Annotated in this window: 17 protein-coding genes; all 17 read right to left on the bottom strand. The window is 34.1% G+C overall.

Going from position 1 to position 17741, the window contains the following annotated elements; translation table 11 throughout:
• Positions 1 to 47: 47 nt before the first annotated feature.
• Positions 48 to 974, bottom strand: a complete 927-nt coding sequence (locus tag DQQ01_RS00985; RefSeq protein ID WP_111917813.1) for a glycosyltransferase family 2 protein — start codon at positions 972 to 974, stop codon at positions 48 to 50.
• A 52-nt stretch (positions 975 to 1026) separates the two neighbouring features.
• Positions 1027 to 2022 (bottom strand): glycosyltransferase family 2 protein, encoded by a 996-nt coding sequence (locus DQQ01_RS00980; RefSeq protein WP_111917812.1) that lies wholly within the window; start codon positions 2020 to 2022, stop codon positions 1027 to 1029.
• Positions 2023 to 2059: 37 nt separating this feature from the next.
• On the bottom strand, positions 2060 to 3058 hold the full coding sequence (locus tag DQQ01_RS00975; protein ID WP_111917811.1) for a glycosyltransferase family 2 protein: 999 nt from the start codon (positions 3056 to 3058) through the stop codon (positions 2060 to 2062).
• Positions 3059 to 3070: 12 nt separating this feature from the next.
• The gene (locus DQQ01_RS00970; RefSeq protein WP_111917810.1) at positions 3071 to 4264 is read right to left on the bottom strand and encodes a glycosyltransferase; all 1194 of its coding nucleotides are present in this window, start codon (positions 4262 to 4264) and stop codon (positions 3071 to 3073) included.
• On the bottom strand, positions 4264 to 4974 hold the full coding sequence (locus DQQ01_RS00965; protein ID WP_111917809.1) for a capsular polysaccharide synthesis protein: 711 nt from the start codon (positions 4972 to 4974) through the stop codon (positions 4264 to 4266). Before DQQ01_RS00965 ends, DQQ01_RS00970 begins: the two co-directional genes overlap by 1 nt.
• A 9-nt stretch (positions 4975 to 4983) precedes the next feature.
• Complete coding sequence (locus tag DQQ01_RS00960) at positions 4984 to 6066, bottom strand: EpsG family protein (RefSeq protein WP_111917808.1); 1083 nt, start codon at positions 6064 to 6066, stop codon at positions 4984 to 4986.
• 19 nt (positions 6067 to 6085) lie between these two features.
• The gene (locus DQQ01_RS00955) at positions 6086 to 6880 is read right to left on the bottom strand and encodes a glycosyltransferase (RefSeq protein WP_111917807.1); all 795 of its coding nucleotides are present in this window, start codon (positions 6878 to 6880) and stop codon (positions 6086 to 6088) included.
• Entirely contained in the window at positions 6873 to 8000 is a 1128-nt protein-coding gene (locus tag DQQ01_RS00950) for a glycosyltransferase family 4 protein (protein ID WP_111917806.1), read from the bottom strand. Before DQQ01_RS00950 ends, DQQ01_RS00955 begins: the two co-directional genes overlap by 8 nt.
• A gap of 14 nt (positions 8001 to 8014) precedes the next feature.
• Positions 8015 to 9385, bottom strand: a complete 1371-nt coding sequence (locus DQQ01_RS00945; RefSeq protein WP_111917805.1) for a Na+/H+ antiporter NhaC family protein — start codon at positions 9383 to 9385, stop codon at positions 8015 to 8017.
• Complete coding sequence (locus DQQ01_RS00940) at positions 9385 to 11016, bottom strand: hypothetical protein (protein ID WP_111917804.1); 1632 nt, start codon at positions 11014 to 11016, stop codon at positions 9385 to 9387. The genes DQQ01_RS00945 and DQQ01_RS00940 overlap by 1 nt, the downstream gene beginning before the upstream one ends.
• Positions 11017 to 11018: 2 nt before the next feature.
• Entirely contained in the window at positions 11019 to 11951 is a 933-nt protein-coding gene (locus DQQ01_RS00935) for a sugar-transfer associated ATP-grasp domain-containing protein (RefSeq protein WP_111920789.1), read from the bottom strand.
• Positions 11952 to 12032: 81 nt separating this feature from the next.
• The gene (locus DQQ01_RS16200; RefSeq protein ID WP_242980470.1) at positions 12033 to 12590 is read right to left on the bottom strand and encodes a hypothetical protein; all 558 of its coding nucleotides are present in this window, start codon (positions 12588 to 12590) and stop codon (positions 12033 to 12035) included.
• Positions 12591 to 12603: 13 nt separating this feature from the next.
• Positions 12604 to 13053: a hypothetical protein gene (locus DQQ01_RS16195; protein ID WP_242980469.1), complete on the bottom strand. Its 450-nt coding sequence runs from the start codon at positions 13051 to 13053 to the stop codon at positions 12604 to 12606.
• 276 nt (positions 13054 to 13329) lie between these two features.
• Positions 13330 to 14226 (bottom strand): NAD(P)-dependent oxidoreductase, encoded by an 897-nt coding sequence (locus DQQ01_RS00925; RefSeq protein ID WP_111917803.1) that lies wholly within the window; start codon positions 14224 to 14226, stop codon positions 13330 to 13332.
• A gap of 13 nt (positions 14227 to 14239) precedes the next feature.
• Complete coding sequence (locus tag DQQ01_RS00920; RefSeq protein ID WP_111917802.1) at positions 14240 to 15064, bottom strand: aldolase/citrate lyase family protein; 825 nt, start codon at positions 15062 to 15064, stop codon at positions 14240 to 14242.
• Position 15065: 1 nt separating this feature from the next.
• Positions 15066 to 15671: a sugar transferase gene (locus DQQ01_RS00915; protein ID WP_111917801.1), complete on the bottom strand. Its 606-nt coding sequence runs from the start codon at positions 15669 to 15671 to the stop codon at positions 15066 to 15068.
• 10 nt (positions 15672 to 15681) lie between these two features.
• On the bottom strand, positions 15682 to 17640 hold the full coding sequence (locus DQQ01_RS00910) for a polysaccharide biosynthesis protein (protein WP_278278162.1): 1959 nt from the start codon (positions 17638 to 17640) through the stop codon (positions 15682 to 15684).
• Between the last annotated feature and the right edge of the window lie 101 nt (positions 17641 to 17741).

Here is a 17741-nt window from a genome sequence, read left to right as displayed (position 1 = left end):
TTCATCTCCCTTTTATCTTTTTTATTCTTCCATCTGTATAAACCCAATTATGTGCATATAAATAAAATAATACTTTCTCCTTCCACGGTATTGCACTGCATTTTAAAATTTGTTTCATATATTTTATGTAAAGTTTTTCTTGTTTTCCATGTAAACTCACATTCTTTATACTGATTGCTAATTGTTAGCGGTAATGCATACTGAAACAAATGAGAAATTGTTATATAAAAGCATTTAGCTTCTAAATCACTTCTACTGGTAATAAACTTCATTATCTCTGCTGTAGCTGTAACAATATCCAGTGATGGTGATTTCCGATTATTTCCCATTGTACCTGTATCTTCCTGAATATAATAATATGTTGTTTCATTCGTTATTGCTATCTGTTTACTTTTACAAAAAGCCTCCATTACAAACAAAATATCTTCATATACTCTTAATGGAGGAAATTTTATATCCTGGATAATTTTACGTTGAAATAATTTGCCACAAGGACCTGAATTTATTTCCTGTCTAATAAGTAATTTATTCAATGCCTGGCTTTGTGTTATCCTTGAGTCACTACTCGTAAATCGGAAAGTTTCCATATTCTTTCTATACACCGCAATATCACAAACTGCAATTTCTGCATGCCTGCAGTATTTGAATAAAACCTCTAAATAATTTTTATCAATCACATCGTCCGCATCCAAAAAAGCAATATATTGACCTTTTGACTTCTCCAGTCCTAAATTTCTGGCTGCAAATGCCCCTTGATTGTTTTGAGCAAACAAAAAATAATTAGGTTTATTTCTGACTATTTTTTCACATATATTTTGTGAATCATCTGTACTTCCATCATTAACAAGAATCACTTCAAAATTCTGAAATGTTTGTTGCTCTAAACACTTTATCATTCTATATACTAAAATTCCTGTATTATATACAGGAATAATAACAGAAATGCTAGGATTATATACTGTTTCTCTTTCCATATATCCTTTATTAAAATCCTTTCAACCTTTTATACAGGTACTATAATTACCATTATATTCTAATGCATTTTTTTATAGCTCTATAAAACTTAATCGAATATCTTATTTCTCTTTCTCTATTATTTTTTAATAAAAATAATAACCATTTAGAGAATATGTTTTCCGTTACAAATTCTATTTTTATCTCTTTATATATGCTATATAATTTTTGAAAAACATTTTTAAACTGTGACATATCACAATAAAACAAGGAAAAATAAAAATAATTACTGATTATTTCAGTCAATATCCTTTTATTGCTATCACAAAACACATTTTTATACTCCAAAAATTCTTTATATCTCAAATTAATTTTCAACTGAGCCATATAGTCTATATCATAGTCATTTTTTGCCACAGATGAATTTTCAGCCTCCTGCAGATATAAGTAATTCTGAGCATCATCAAAATAAATTGTTTTTATTTTTCTATAGAGTTTTAAATAAAAATCAAAATCTTCAGCCAGCCGAAGTGAAGTATCAAAATAAATATCTTTACATAATTCTCTGGGAAATATCTTTGCCCAACAATAACCGAAAATACCTGATTCCTTTTGCCATTCCGCAAAACGTGGTAATATATCCACCATATTTACCAAGCCATGTACATTCATCTTTCCAGGCTCTATTCTATCCGATTCTTCCCATATTTTCTTATACCCACTAATTACTATGTCGGCCTTTGATGTTCTAATACAATCATATAAGTTTCTCAAATACTCTATATCGATTTTATCATCCGCATCTATAAATGTAATATATTGACCTTCTGCCATATCAAGCCCTATATTTCTTGCATTTGATACTCCACTATTCTTAATATGAATCACTTTAATTCGATTATCTTTTTCTGCAAATTTATCACAAATAGTCCCTGATTTGTCTACTGAGCCATCATCTATAATGATAAACTCAAATTCACGTAAACTTTGATTTAAAATTGATTTTATTGACACTTCTACGTACTTTTCTTTGTTGAACACAGGCATTATAACTGTTATTTTCTTCATCTTATAATCTTTCTATTATTTGAATTTCAATTACTTTTTAAGTAAAAAGCCAAACAAACTGATATTTATAAAGTAATGTTATCACTTTTAATTTATTTGAAATCGGTAGCTTAAATATATTTATTCTCCTAAACATTTTCTTCACTTTGTTGTCTTTTAAGATATTTAAAACCATTCTTCGTTTTTCATGTGTATTTAGGCTTTGTTCTCTCCAAATATCACCTACAGCATTATACAAAAAGAACAATAAGCATAAATCTATTTGATGTTGAAAATCAAATGTCTTATCATTCTCAAAATATTCTTCTATTTTTCTATGTAGTTTCTGGTAATCTTGCCACTTATCTGGAACAAACTTATGTGTAACAGATTCCGGGTTCATACAATAATGATAATATGCTTGTCCTTTCATATAATAGAACGAGTCCGCCTGTCTTAACAATCGAGCTCCAAATAATAAGTCCTCCGAATAGCGGATTCCCGGTTCATATTCAATGGCAAAATCTTTTCCACCCCTCTTATTTTTAAATACACATAACCAATTTGAAATCGTTGCAGGATATTCTACATTTTCCATCATTAATAAGTGAGGATAGTATTCTTCTTTTAACTGTTTTTCATTATAATATCCACTCCGAATATCATGTGTATATAATTCTTTGTGTGTTCCAAATTCTTTTACGCAATCACACATCACAACATCACACTGATATTGTTCAATAATTTCAAACATAGATACATACATTTCTCTATCAATATAATCATCACTATCTACAAAAGTAATATAATCTCCTGTAGCCATTCTCATTCCGGCATTTCTTGCAACTGCTACTCCTGAATTTTTCTGATGAATTACTCTTACTCTTTTATCTTTTTTTTGATACTGATCACACATCTCCGGGCACCAATCCGGTGAACCGTCGTCTACAAGTATCAATTCAATATCTCTATAATTTTGTTCCAATATGCTGTCTATACATCTTCTAAGATATTTTTCCACCTTATAAACCGGAACTATGACACTTAATTTCAACATTTTTTCCCTCTTTTATTCAAACAAATCATACACCTTTTTTATTTCCTTATAATTTGAATAATCTCTTATGGCACATGCCTGCGACAGCTGCTCCATTTTTGATTTGTCCTTTAACAATTCGGCAATCGCACACGCACACTTCTCATTTTCCAACGGCACAATCATACCGTCCACGCCATCTTCTAACTGACTATCCGCCGTTGCATAATTCGTAATAACCACTGGTTTACCTAATAACTGTGCCTCTCTAACTGCCACACTTTTTCCTTCATATCGACTTGGTTGCACATACACATCACAAGCTTTCATATAAGGATATGGATTTTCTTTCTTGCCTAAAAGAATGACATTCTTTTCCATATGTTCTTCTTTAATTTTTGCTCTAATAAGCGTTTCATCACCGCCAAACCCTATAATATACCATGTTACATCAATTCCTAATTGTAAAATATGCGAACAAATATTTGGAACATTATCAAAGTTTTTTGCATTACAGTATCTTCCTATGGACAGCAGTTTTATCCCCTGCCCGGACATTTCTGATAAAGCATCAAACTCATTCATTTGTTTTTTTATCAATTGTATCGGTAATATATTTTCTATCACTAATACCTTTTCTCTCAAACTTGGAAAAATTGTTGTAAAACTTTTTGCTGCGGCTTCTGAAATGGATACTATACAATCATAAGCTGACCACATTTTTAATTCTGACTTTGCATCAATCTGAACTTTTGAATAATCTGTGTGAATCCAGGCTATCTTCTTTTTTGCTTTTACTTTTCTATCCACAAAATAGTGTGGTGTCAAAAAGCTAATTGCCATATCGTATTTTTTTTGTTCTTGAATTTTAGGCATAAAGGGGCTTGTATATTTATGGCTATATTCTAATGCCACACCACCATCTACAATATTTTTTTGCTTTTCATATTGTTCTGCTTTTATTTTTCCTACAAGACGTGCTGCGGCTAAAACAAAATGTTTTTCTCTAATTACATCCTTAAATGGTCTTGCCAGAACTGTATAAGCCGGTATTTCCGGTAATAAATTTATATGCTTAGGAATATCCTCTAATAAACTGCCTTCATGTCGCATTAAAAATAAATCAATGGAATATTCTTTTGGATCAATTGCATTGAGCAATCCTAACAAACTCCTCTCAGCTCCACCCAACTCCATTGTATGCGATAAAATCAATAGTGTTTTCATTATCTAAATCTCCTAAAGCAATCTGTCCCAAAAAATCTATGCAGAATCCTTGTAATCTTATTTCTAATTTTCTGTTTCGATTCCATCCATGTTTTTGAATACCAATGAATTGCATATGTATTTTCTGTCTTCTTCAAAACTCCCGTTTGGTCATTAAAAGGACAAAAATACTCTTTCGGATATATGGTAAATGTTCCGCACTTCTGCTTCTCTCCATTTCCTACAAGTCCGTACTGTTTTAGAAGTTCTGTGAAATAAATACATATCGTTGTCGTATTGTATGTGCCATCTTCGTTTATAAATGATAAATCTTCATAATATTTCAACATCTTCTGCATGAACTCATTATGTTTATCTTTTACCCAAAGTACTAAACCCGGTGCAACGTATTCGTCTGTTTCAAATCCCGCAAATGCTTCATCATTTAATAATTCACCAAAATCTTTTACCACTTCTACATCTGTGTCAAAATAGATACCACCAAATTTTTCCAATGCATAGAATCTGGCAACATCGCTAACAAATGCGAACTTCCCACTTTTATATGCTTCTTCCACATATTTATTATAATGAATATCGAAATTTTTTTCATTCCACTCCATAATCTCAAAGTCAGGAAAAAATTTTTTCCAGCTATTTATACACTTTTCTACTATCTGTGGTTTTTCTTTTTCTCCAAACCAACAATAATGAATCATCTTGGTAATCATTTTCTCTCCTTACAATACACCCATCTCAAAACAATAATAAATAAAATAAAGCACTATCATTAATATGTTAACTAACTTTTGCGAATCTTTTGTAAATGCATTTCTTATCAAATACGGCATAATAATGAAACTATACAAACTTGTATATATTGCCATTCTTCCCATCAAAATTCCACTTGTAACCATTGCTACAAGGTTTAAACCTACAGTAATAACCGACATGTTTACACAAATATGTATTACCCGGTTTTCTTCTCTTTCAATACGCTTTCTTTGTAGAAATGCCAAAAATACCGGGACTACACTTACCAAAACTCGAATTGGATTTACCCCATCATCACCCATTCTCTGCATTTCAGTCAAAGCGCCTTCATATTCGGTTCCTTCTAAAAACATATCTGCCAATGCCGGATTTTTACTTAGAATGAACATAACAACTATGGCCAAAGCAATAAATCCCATTGTTTTTTTGTTTCCTGCACTTCCTTGTACAATAAAAACTATCGGAATCATAAATAAAGCGGAAATATGTATTGTTGATGCCAATAAAACAACAATAAGAACTGGGATATGTTTCTTTTTTATCATTAATGGAAGGACAGCTAAAATCATTACTACGGCGATAAACTGTCTAAGACCATTCATCATCCAACCAATATGTGTTGCCGAAGCTACAAACAAATACATTGTAACCCAATAACTCTCGGAATACTTTTTAAAAATCAAAATAACCGGAACGCTATGAATTATGGCTATAATTACTCGAAATGCTGTAAGATTATTCCCGAACACCAGCTTAATCAGCCACTCTATAATTGCAAACCCCTGACCCGAATCCATGGTTGAAAGATAAATTGCCAAATCAGATACTGTCAACGGAATAATTTTATATGCACGAAGATATTCCGGAATATCATTAATCGCCGGTCCCATACAAGCTAACCAAAATATTGGAAAAAATAAAATAGTTGCACTTATCCAGTTCCAACGTTTTACCTTCATACCATTTATATATTCAATATTAAAAAGTTTTGTTTGCTTCAGTACTATTCCTGCAAATATCAGCCATATAAAAATATATCCACCAAACATAATCTAATATCCCTCTACGTTACTTATTTCTATGGAGAATTCGATATAAATTCTCTGGTAACAATCCTATTATAATTGGTCTAAAACACCAAATATAATTCCATTTCTGCAAATTTAACGCTTTGATTGCATATCCTTTTACATATGCCTCATTCAATCTATACTTAAATTTTCTTCGGCCTTGTGCCTCTCTGTCATCTCTCATAGAATATAGAGGTTCCTGTATATTCATTCCTCTATATCCTTTCGCATACATTTTTATCCAGAGATGATAATCTTCTACTCGCAACAACCGCTCACTCACGCTATATCCTTCAACATCTATGTAAGCTTTCTTCCTTACCATACATGCCGCATGACAAAATGGTGTCCCCTTCAAAAAGCTCTTCTTTGTAGGGAATACTTCGGTATATGTTTTTCCCCAAATGCCATTCTCGTCAAAAAAGTGCATATCTGTACTGACAATTGCAATCTCTGTATTCTGTTCCAATACATTTATTTCTTTTTCAAAACGTTCTTTTGCACACAAATCATCTCCATCCATGCGTGCAATATATTCTCCTGTTGCAATTTTTAAACACTTATTAAGTGTATAATTTAATCCATGGTTTTCTTGATTTTTTAATAAAATAAACTTACCCGGATATTTTTTTACATATTGTTCTGCTATCTCTGCCGTATTATCTGATGAGCAGTCATCACACATAACAACTTCCCAATTCGTATAACTTTGATTCAAAATACAATCCAAAGCTTCCTCTAACGTATTAGCACAATTATAAATCCCCATTATAACGCTTACTTTTTTACTCATCTTTCAATCCATACACTTTCGTAAGTTCTCTTTTTACATTATCAAACGTATATGACTGTGCATAATTTTGGGCACTGGTTTGAATTCTTTCATACACTTTATTATCTGCTAACAATGTTAATATCCTTTTACTCAACGAATGATAATCGTCCACTTCAATTAAAAATCCATTTTTCCCATCACAGATTAACTCTCTATGTCCTCTGTTTTTAGTTGCCACCACCGGCGTTCCTGATAACATCGCCTCAACAACATTTAATGGTAATCCTTCTCTCTTACTACATGTGACAGACACATCTGCTATTTGTTGATACTCCTGCAAATTTGTCACATATCCTAACATAGTAACCCTTTTTTCTAAATCATTATCTAAAATTAACATTTCCAAATTTTCTCTTTCAGGACCATTTCCCGCAAGTAATAGTTTTATATTTGGATACTGACTTACAAGATCTTTCATTGCATAAATAATCATTTTTTGATTTTTATTTGGCAGTAGTTCTCCTACACAAAGTATAATCTTTTCTTCTTCTAAAAATCCAAGCTTCTTTTTCAGCTCACCTTTTTCTTCATTTGAAACAGAATGATATCTTTTTCCATCTACCCCAACACCATGAATATGTTCCACTTCACAATGAAACTTCTGACTTGCCAATTTATAGTCCTCTTGTGTGATTGTAATTACTTTATCTGTAATTCTTGAAAAAAACCTTTCTATTGGATAAAACACAATCCAATTCTTCTTTGGCGCACCTTTATAAAAATGAAATCCATGGGCAGTATAATACACCTTAGTTCCTTTTATTCTCGCCTTTTTTGCGGCAAGCCTTGTTACAATCCCTCCCATTGGAGTATTACAATGTATAATTTCATAATGTTCTTTCTCAATAATTCCTTTTAATTCTTTATATGCGCGTAAATTATCTTTACTCTTTGGAGAACGTGCAAATGGCACATTATATACTTTATCAACAAAATCTAACTTCAATCCGTTTTTTTCAGCTAAATTATCTCTAGCTGCCACATGAATCTCATATCCATGTCTATGAAGCACCTCAACAAGAGGTTTATGGAACTGGCAAATATGACTTTGCACAGTTGCTGTTAACAGAACTTTCATAAATAATTCTCCTATCAAAAAAGATATCCTGATACTAAAAACAGGATGCTGGCTATAACAGCAGAAATAATAGTATATGGCAGCTGTGAATAAACATGATCCATATTTTCAATCCCACAGCTAGCTGACGTAATTACTGTTGCATCTGAATAAAAACAAGCATGACTACAAAAAGTTCCGCCACACACAATAGCAGCCATAACACTTAGCAAATTAGCTCCACATGCCGCCCCTAAAGGAATAATAATTGGTGCACAAACTGCTGGAATACCCCAATTACTTCCTGTGATAAATCCTAATACCGCTACAACCAAAAATGCAATCATTGGATATATATGAGGAGTAACAAACGGTTCTACTAATCCGATTATATATTCAGGCAAATTCAAATCTGCAGATGCCTGTCTCATCCATAAAGCTGCAACAATAATTGCTAATGCTGAAACTGAATCTGCAAACCCCTGTATCCACAGATCACAAAATTCATTCAGTTTAATTTTTTTCCGCGGTATGTATATAATAGCCGCTGATAAAATTGCGGATATGATTGCTATAAACATATCTCCTACTGTTAACTGAACAATAATCATAGTTGCAATAGGAATTAAAAAGTCTATGATTTTTGCCTCTTCACTGGACTCATCTTCTTCCCTTTTATTTAACTTATTACTATTTTCACTATAAACCTTTCCAGTTATCTCTACTCTCTGGTAAGCTTTTTTCATTGCTCCTATTTTAGGAACAATTCCCATTATAAAAAAAGGGACTACTATTACTGCTACCATTGCATAAAACATATATGGAATGGTATGTATATATGTCGACATCGCACTATTATATCCTAATGCTGCAATTTCTTTTTGTTCATAAAAAATACCTGCAAAAAATATAGCCCATGTCGAGAATGGCAACAGTACACAAATAGGCGCCCCTGTAGAATCAATCACATAAGCAAGGGCTTCTCTAGGAACCTTTCTTAAGTCTGACAATTTCTTTGTACATGCGCTAATCGTCATAATATTCATATAGTCATCTACAAAAATAATAATTCCCAACAACCATGATGTAAGTAATGTACTTTTTCCCGTTTTACAGATTTTCCCCAAAAAGTTCGCAATCGCATGAGTCCCTTTAGCAGCATTTATAACGGCAATTAAGCTCCCAAACAATCCACATACAATAAGTAACCATACTGTATCATAGTCTGTAATGATTGAAAAAAATGAGTCAACCATCAAAGTAACCGGATTTTTTCTGTTAGCTATTGCTATTATGGCGTAGGAAGATACGCAACCCATCAAAAGAGCTTCTGTTGTTCTTTTTGATTTTATAGCCACAACTATAACAAGTAACGCGGGTAACAGTGTTATGATTCCGTAATTCATTAAAACTTCTCCTTTTTCTTTCCGAATCTGATTCTGGAGAAAATTTCTAGATAGGTTCGAACCACAAAAGCTCTGAAATTTGTATGAGAAATATCATGAACAGTTATCCCTGTTTCTACAATTCTTGGTTCCATATATGTAATTAAATCAATTGGAATATCATCTACTTTACGTTTTTCAAGCGGGACTGTAAGCATCAACTCAACATATTTTCTATTATTAAATGGAATTGTAATGTCATATGACACCCTATGTTCAGTTGTCAAAAAAATCCCTTCTCCGCCACTCCATGCAAACTCCCAAAAATATAATTCTAACCATGAAATTCTATCAAAAGTTTCTTTATCATAATATTTTTCTAAGTATTCAGCAAATACTTTATCTGTTTCTGTAATTAGATACTTTCCTAAATAAACTTTATGCATTGCTCTCCAATAGCTTGCATATGGATATTTAGGAAACTTTTTCTTATTATATTTATTATAATACCACCCTCTCCCCATTTCATTTACCCAAGATTTAATCTCTATATCACAGGGTGGATTTTGTGTAAAATATAATCTTTTCTTTAAGTCATTTGTATTATTAGCCCCAATGCAGCCATTATTACATTCCATAACTTTCTTAAATACTGATAAATCTTTATATCCAGCCCATTCTTCCGGAATCTCATAAAGTTCATGTTCTAAACCTAAATGCTGCAAGATTTCCTTCGCAGCATAGGCATCTACTGATTCATCTATATTAGAAATATAACTGAAATACTTAAACTTGTCATATACTTTGTTTGCACATGCTAATGCTGTCATGCTATCCCGACCGCCTGTTACAGAAATAGAAATTTTCTTCTCCGGCCATTTATTTGCAATACATTTCATAGTATTTGACATAATTCTTCCAAGTTCACAGATAGTTTCTTTATATTCTTTTTCTGTACTTGTTTCTATAATTTTTTGAGTAGGATAAAATCTGAACACATTTATATTTTTCGTTTTATTTGAATATTCCCCGGCATGATTGGGAACCATTCTTTTTAGCTCACTAAACGGTGACAAATCTCCTGGCAACCAGGTTCCCCAATAGTGCCAGTACTTATTAGTAGTTAATCGTTTGATATATTCCGACTGTTCCAGTCCTTTTAAATCTGCCACAAGCTTTCCGTGAGATGTAATAAACAACATATTATTAATCAGACCATGATACACAAGCTGCATTCCTGCACAATCTGTTGTATAAACAATTTCATCTTTTATAATATATCCTATACAAAATACACCTGTTAATTTACTTTCTTCTTCCCAATATTTCTCATCACTTTTTTCTTTCGCAATCGCTAAATGCTCTAATATTTCGTTTTCATCAACAAGCATATTATATGGATCATATGCATGTCCAACGATAAAATATATAATATTACCCTTTTCATATGTATATGCATAGGTTTCTTCATGTGTATACATATAAAAATATGAATTTATCTGCTTCTCTTTCCAATTTGAATAAAACGGATATTCACTATTAACATTCTGTTTTTCATTTGTAATTAAAAAACCTTTACAATATAATCTTTTCTGAAACTGGGGATACTCCCTCAAAGTTTCTCGCATTTCACTAACATTATAATATGCCATTGCTATCTCCTTGCTTTTTCAATTTTTCTGTATAATTCTTTATATTGCGCTTTTCTTCCGCCTGCACCTGCAATTTGAATAACATTTGCCATTCCATTTGGATTCGCCTCAATTAAAACACAATCATTCTCGCGAACAGCTATATCCCATGCCACATATTTCAGCGAATAATTCATCGCGCATTCCTTTACAAATTCTAATATCATGTTCCAATTAGGAATCTTAAAACCTTGTATTTTTATTTTAGATATAGGGTGCATCGAATATCTTTTTCCGATTGCATCTTCAGCATCTTCCATTACAATCCCTGTATTAACATCAATAGCTCCTACTAATCCTCCCGCGGAATAATTATCTATAATTGTATTTCCTTTTCCTATTCTCAGGGCTGCTCCTATAATCTCGCACTCTTCTTTCCCCAAAACAACCGTAAAAATCCTCACTGTATTTACACTGCTTGGATTTAGCTTACTTAATAAATGATGTTGCTGTACTAATTCATCTAAGACTGCCGATTCTTTTTTAAATTTAGCATATAAACTTTCTATATCTGTATTAGTGAATGTCCACTTTTCTATTCCTCTTCCACAATCTGCTACATCTGGCTTATACAATGCTTCTGAATGTTTACCTATAAAATTCTTAAACTCTTCCAACGTACATTTTTCAGAGTATAGCTGCTCTCTTTTCGTAAACTTTCCCAGTTCCTTATACATTGCTTGTTTACTACATAATTTTATAAATATGTCTTCCGAATCAACATATTGTGCAAATTGTAATCCTTGTTTCGATGTTAAATATTCTTTTTTCTTTTCTCTGCTTTTCTCAAATAATCTTAATTCAAAATAATCTGAAATCGTTGCCTCATAAAATATATAATTCCATATGATACCAATTCCGTATCGTAATCTATACTTCCAGCTATAAATGAGCAAATATTGAAATTTGCACAAAACTACCCTACCAGTTTCAAAACAGCTTCAAGTGACGCGCCATTTTTTATGAACTGGTGCAGATTACCGATTCGCTCTGTTTTGACTTGATCTTGAAAATACCGGTATCCTTCCTCGAAGGTATTGTATTTCCCAGAATGCATACAGCACATGTAATGAACCAATGACATGATCAGCCAATACCGCTCGATTCCCTGCCGTGAGCGGATCTGACATTTGTCCAGCGCAAGTTTGTTTTTGCTCTGACGGAAAATAATTCGATTGGCCACCGTTCTGTATATGTGTCAAGGATTTCCTGTGTGATATTCCGGCATTTGTGGATATAAATACCCTCAGCGATTTCGGATTTCCAAAAGCTTCCCGGGGATAGCTGATAATAACCACCGCGTTTGGAATATCATTGAGTTCTCCTTCGTAGCGATACACATAGAATTCACGGCCGCCAACGGTCACAAGGCTGACAGCACGGTCTGTTTTTCTCAAATGAAGGGCAAACTCACTGACTTTCTGGCGGATTCCGCATGGATAGATGACCCGGTTGGTCTCAGCGCTCCAATCGTATAAAATCCTTTCCGGATAAAACTCTCCATTACCTTTACGGAGGTATACCAGCTGTCGCATAGGAAATAGGAAATCACCGGTGCCACAGGAAGTTCATCCGCAATCTCCTGGACAATCTGTATCTTTGACTTTGATTTGTCATACAGGATGTCGGCATAATCAGTATGAGCCCATTACAGGAAAGCATGACAGAAACAATCTGATGCCCATAATCCTGACAGCCCTTTAAATGGGATTGATGAAAGTACGCCGCTTCAATTGGATGCCCGGCCTGTAACGAAGGCCTGGTATGCGAAGCAATCGTATCATCCACAATACAGAAAACAGGCTGTCCTGAGCGTTGCGCTTCCAGATAAATAACCTGTATGACGGCATTTTTCAAAGTATCCTGGAGAGCGGAATCATTCCACTTGCCGTGGTTCAGGAAATAGGCGGTTGTGGTTCTATGCTGGTTACTTACTTCGGCGAAATCTACAGTTTTCCCCCTGTAACCACGGAGGAAAACGGAAACAATGATAGTCATCAGATGGTTTAGGTACACATCGGATAAAAATAAGCCGAGTTTTAAGGTTTTAAAGTAATTGTAAATACTGTTAGAATGATGTATACTGTTTGCAACGGGCACCCCCTTGTTGTTTGAGTATGTTGTTTGTTGGTACTTCAATTATACATCATTCAACAGCGGGTGTCTTTATTTTGTGCAATATTTGGTATTTACTCATTTATAGCTTCCAGTTAATTTTTCCTTTATTTAAAAAAATGAATTTATCCATTTTCTTTAACATCTCTTTAAAAATCTCTAAATGCATGTTAAATTCTCCATTATCACTCCATCTAATCTTCTATCATTTCCCTCCCCTGCAAAACTATTATGGGGTGTAATAATTACATTTTCCATATCCCAAAGTGGGTTATCTTCATTAAAAGGTTCCTCTTCAAATACATCTAATACCACACCACCAAGCTTTGGCAAAGCGCTCGTAAGAGCATGGATATCTACAATTGCTCCCCTGGCTATATTTATAAGAATAGTACCCTCCTTCATCTTTTCCACTTTTGCTTTATCTATTAAATGTCTTGTTTTATCAGTCAACGGAAGCGTTAATATAACAATATCGCTTTTAAGAATCATATCTTCTAATTTCTCAAGTCCAAATATTTTTTCATAATTATCATCACACCGTGGAAAAATATCAATTCCGCTTACTATACAGCCAAATGCCCGGAATCGTTTTGCACATTCTGTTCCTACACTTCCACAACCTACAATACATACTTTCTTTCCAAAAAGCTCGTATAAATTTCTTTGCTTTTCCCAAATATGTTGTTTTTGATTTTCAAAAAATTTTCTTCCCTTCTTATATAATTCCAGCACTCCAAATAATGCAAATTCGGCCATAGGAATACTATATACTCCTCTTGCATTATTAATGACAATATTATGCTCCTTTACATAATCCATTGGTACTCGGTCAAATCCGGCACTGGTAAGTTGTATGTATCTCAAATTAATAATAAATTTTCTTATATCATGTGTCAGAAATAATCCATTACAGATTACTCCTTCTACCCATTCATAAGAACATGGAAGTTCATCTTTCTCAAATTGAAAAAAATGCACTTTGTGTCCATCTGCTTCTATCTTTCTAATATATTCTTTTGCATCTTTCCATGCTCCTGTTATCAATAAATTCACTATTATCCCCTCATTAATGACAGATATTCTCTATCTTTTCTATTACTTGCTTTCTATTCTCTCTGAAATAATTACTATGTTTCTCACATTCTTTTTCTAATTCTCTAATTTTAGGAATCTCTCTTTCAAAAATATGACGAACTTCGTTCAAATCTTCTACAGCGTCTATTCTACAAAAAGTTCTGGAAAGAATTGCACAGCTAGATTCTAATCGATAGTGCTCCCGGATAATATATTCTGAAGGAAGCATTCCTTTCCCTAAAGCAGCAATTCCTCCAAAACCAAATGGAATACCCTTCTGTCTAAACTTCATACACAATGTTTCCAAAGTACCATCTATTAACAGTTCAAACATAAAAGTTTTACCATATCCTAACGACAAATCATTTAGCCCAACAAAAATCTCATCTAATCCTTCAAGTGTCAGAATTTCATCGATACAGTTTACTGCCTCTACAGTTTCTATTAATGGTAATACTTTAGCGCGTCCATCAACATATTTTATAAATCTTTTTACATCTTCTACCTGCTTAAAATAGGGAAGCATAATAATATCTGCTCCTGCCTTAACTACAGCATCTATTTCATCTCTTGATGACAGATATCCTTCTATTTCATCATGAAGTGGATTTACACGAACCATAATTTCTGCACGTTTTACTGCATGTTTTACCTTTACAATATCTGAGATAGAATGATCTGATTGAACAGTATCCATACCACCCTGTCGTTCCCTTTTACCTATTTTTTCTAAGTCAATAAAAATTCTGTCTACACCATTTTTATCTGCAATTTTTGCAATTTCCGGTTGATTTGTAATATACATTAGCTTCAACATTTTAGTCCCTCTTTGCCGTTTCTGTTGAATTCACATTATCGGCATTTGTAAATACTTTAAAAATAGTCTTAAAAAAGATTTTTAAATCTAACAAAAATGACATATGTTCTACATACCATACATTCATTTCAATTCGCCTTGGCCATTCGACTTCTTTACGTCCATTTACCTGCGCCCAGCCAGTCACACCTGGTCTAACCTGAAACATTTTTTTCTGTTCCTCTGTATACTCCTCATATGTCCACGGGTGATAGGTAAGTGCTGGCCTAGGTCCAATAAAACTCATTTCTCCTTTAAAAATATTAATCAACTGTGGCAGCTCATCAATACTTGTTGCTCGCAATATTTTTCCTATTGGAGTCACCCTGGCATCATTTTTTCCCGAATAAACACCACTTCCCTGTTTCTCTGCCCCTACAACCATTGAACGAAATTTATAAATTTCAAATACTTTTCCGTCTTTACCGAGGCGTTTTTGTTTAAATAACGCTGGTCCTTTCGACGTTATTCTTACCAGTATCCCTACAATGCACAAAGGTATTGCCCCTAAAATTAATAATATTCCGGAAAATATGATATCCATTGCTCTTTTTATCTTCTTATACATTCCTGCTCTCTCAATCCTTCATCTTATAAGTCGTAACAATCTGCGCTACTTTTTCTTTAATATCCGGCTTATTGGCATAAGCAATCTCTGTCAGTTCATCAAGCTCTGCCAGAAATTCCTCAACATCAAACGGAATCGGCATACCAATATGAATCAAATCATTCTCTGTCTTTTTCAGACCTTCCTCTGCCATAAGCTTTTCTTCATAAAGCTTTTCACCTGGACGAAGTCCTGTATACTGAATCTTGATATCTTCGTCCGGCTTAAATCCTGACAGGCGAATCAGGTTTCTTGCCAGAGTATCTATCTTTACAGGCTCACCCATATCAAGTACAAAGATTTCTCCGCCCTTTGCATAAGTTCCCGCCTGCATAACAAGGCTGACAGCCTCCGGGATTGTCATGAAGTAACGGATAATCTCCGGGTCTGTTACTGTAACCGGACCTCCTGCTGCAATCTGCTTCTTAAATAACGGAATAACGGAACCGTTACTTCCCAGTACGTTTCCGAAACGCACTGCCACAAATTCTGTTCTGGCCGCCCTTAAATTTTCCAGCAGATTAATGTTTGCAAAGTCTTTATTAATCTTATGTGTGAAAAGCTGGGGAATTTCCTCTGCCTTCCCTTCTTTTACCTTGCTGTCAAACGCCTGGATAATCATTTCACAAAGTCGTTTGCTGGCTCCCATGATATTAGTGGGATTTACCGCTTTATCTGTACTGATAAGCACAAACTTCTTAGTTCCGTGAGCAAGTGCCGCAAAAGCTGTTTTATAAGTTCCGATAGCATTGTTTTTCACTGCCTCACAGGGACTGTCTTCCATAAGGGGAACATGCTTATGTGCTGCTGCATGATAAACAATATCCGGGTGATAGGTTCCAAATATCTTGAAAATCTTACGGCTGTCACGAACAGAACCAATGATGACCTCCAGATTCAGTTCCGGATATTTCTTTCTCAGTTCCATCTGGATATCATAGGCATTGTTTTCATAGATATCCAGAATAATAAGCTGCTTTGGTTCTCTGGCTGCCACCTGACGACAAAGCTCCGAACCGATACTTCCGCCGCCACCGGTCACAAGGACTACCTTTCCTTTGATATACTCATTGATTTCGTCCATGTTTACCAGAATCTGCTTCCGTCCCAAAAGATCAGAAATCTCAATTTCACGAAGCTTTGTCATACTGACTTCTTCATTGACAATCTGGCTCACACTGGGAACCGTCTGCATACGGCATCCGGTTTCTTTACACAGATTCATAATATCCTTGCGGTTCTGTCCTGTTGTGGAAGGAATGGCATAAATGATTCGATTAACATCGTATTTCTTTACCATTTTTACAATATCATAACGGTTTCCCACAATGGGGATTCCCTCCAGCATACGTCCGATTTTTTCAGGATTATCATCAATGGCACAGACTACCTTTGCATGTACAGAATCTGCTTTTCGTATTTCCCGCATCAGTGTCTGTCCTACGGTACCGGCTCCAATCACCATAATACGGTCTGTCTTGGTTTCCTTCTCTGTCTTTTCTTCTTTCAGATATTCCATGTAAAAGCGAATATAACGGTAAGAAAAACGGACTCCTGCACAAAGTACGCAACTTAAAATATATCCCATTACAAAATAAGACATAGGCATGTGCATATCCATAAACACTGCGCCTGCAGCATAAACCGGAATCAATACCAGGTCTGCCATCATAAGTCTTTTCAGTTCCGTAATGCTTACAAACGCCCATATGCTGTGATACAGCTTGTAGATATAATAAACTACAATGGTTGATACAATCCAGAAAGGCATTGACCAAAGATATCCGGCTATATATTCCTCCGGTATCATATCAAGCTGAAAATCAAACCTCAGAAACAGGGCTCCAAAATACGCCGCCATTACTATTAATCCATCTGCCATGCACAATAACAACGCCTTATAAATCCATCGCAAATTCCATTTTTTCATTTTCTTTTCTCCACTCATTTCTTATTTCCGGTATGTTACAAAACCTGCTTACACACAAAAAGACTGTCTATTTAAATAGTCAGTCTTTTCTACCAGATGTC

It is taken from the genome of Blautia argi, from assembly GCF_003287895.1.
Taxonomy (GTDB): Bacteria; Bacillota; Clostridia; order Lachnospirales; family Lachnospiraceae; genus Blautia; species Blautia argi.
This window is presented reverse-complemented; position numbering and strand designations above follow the sequence as displayed.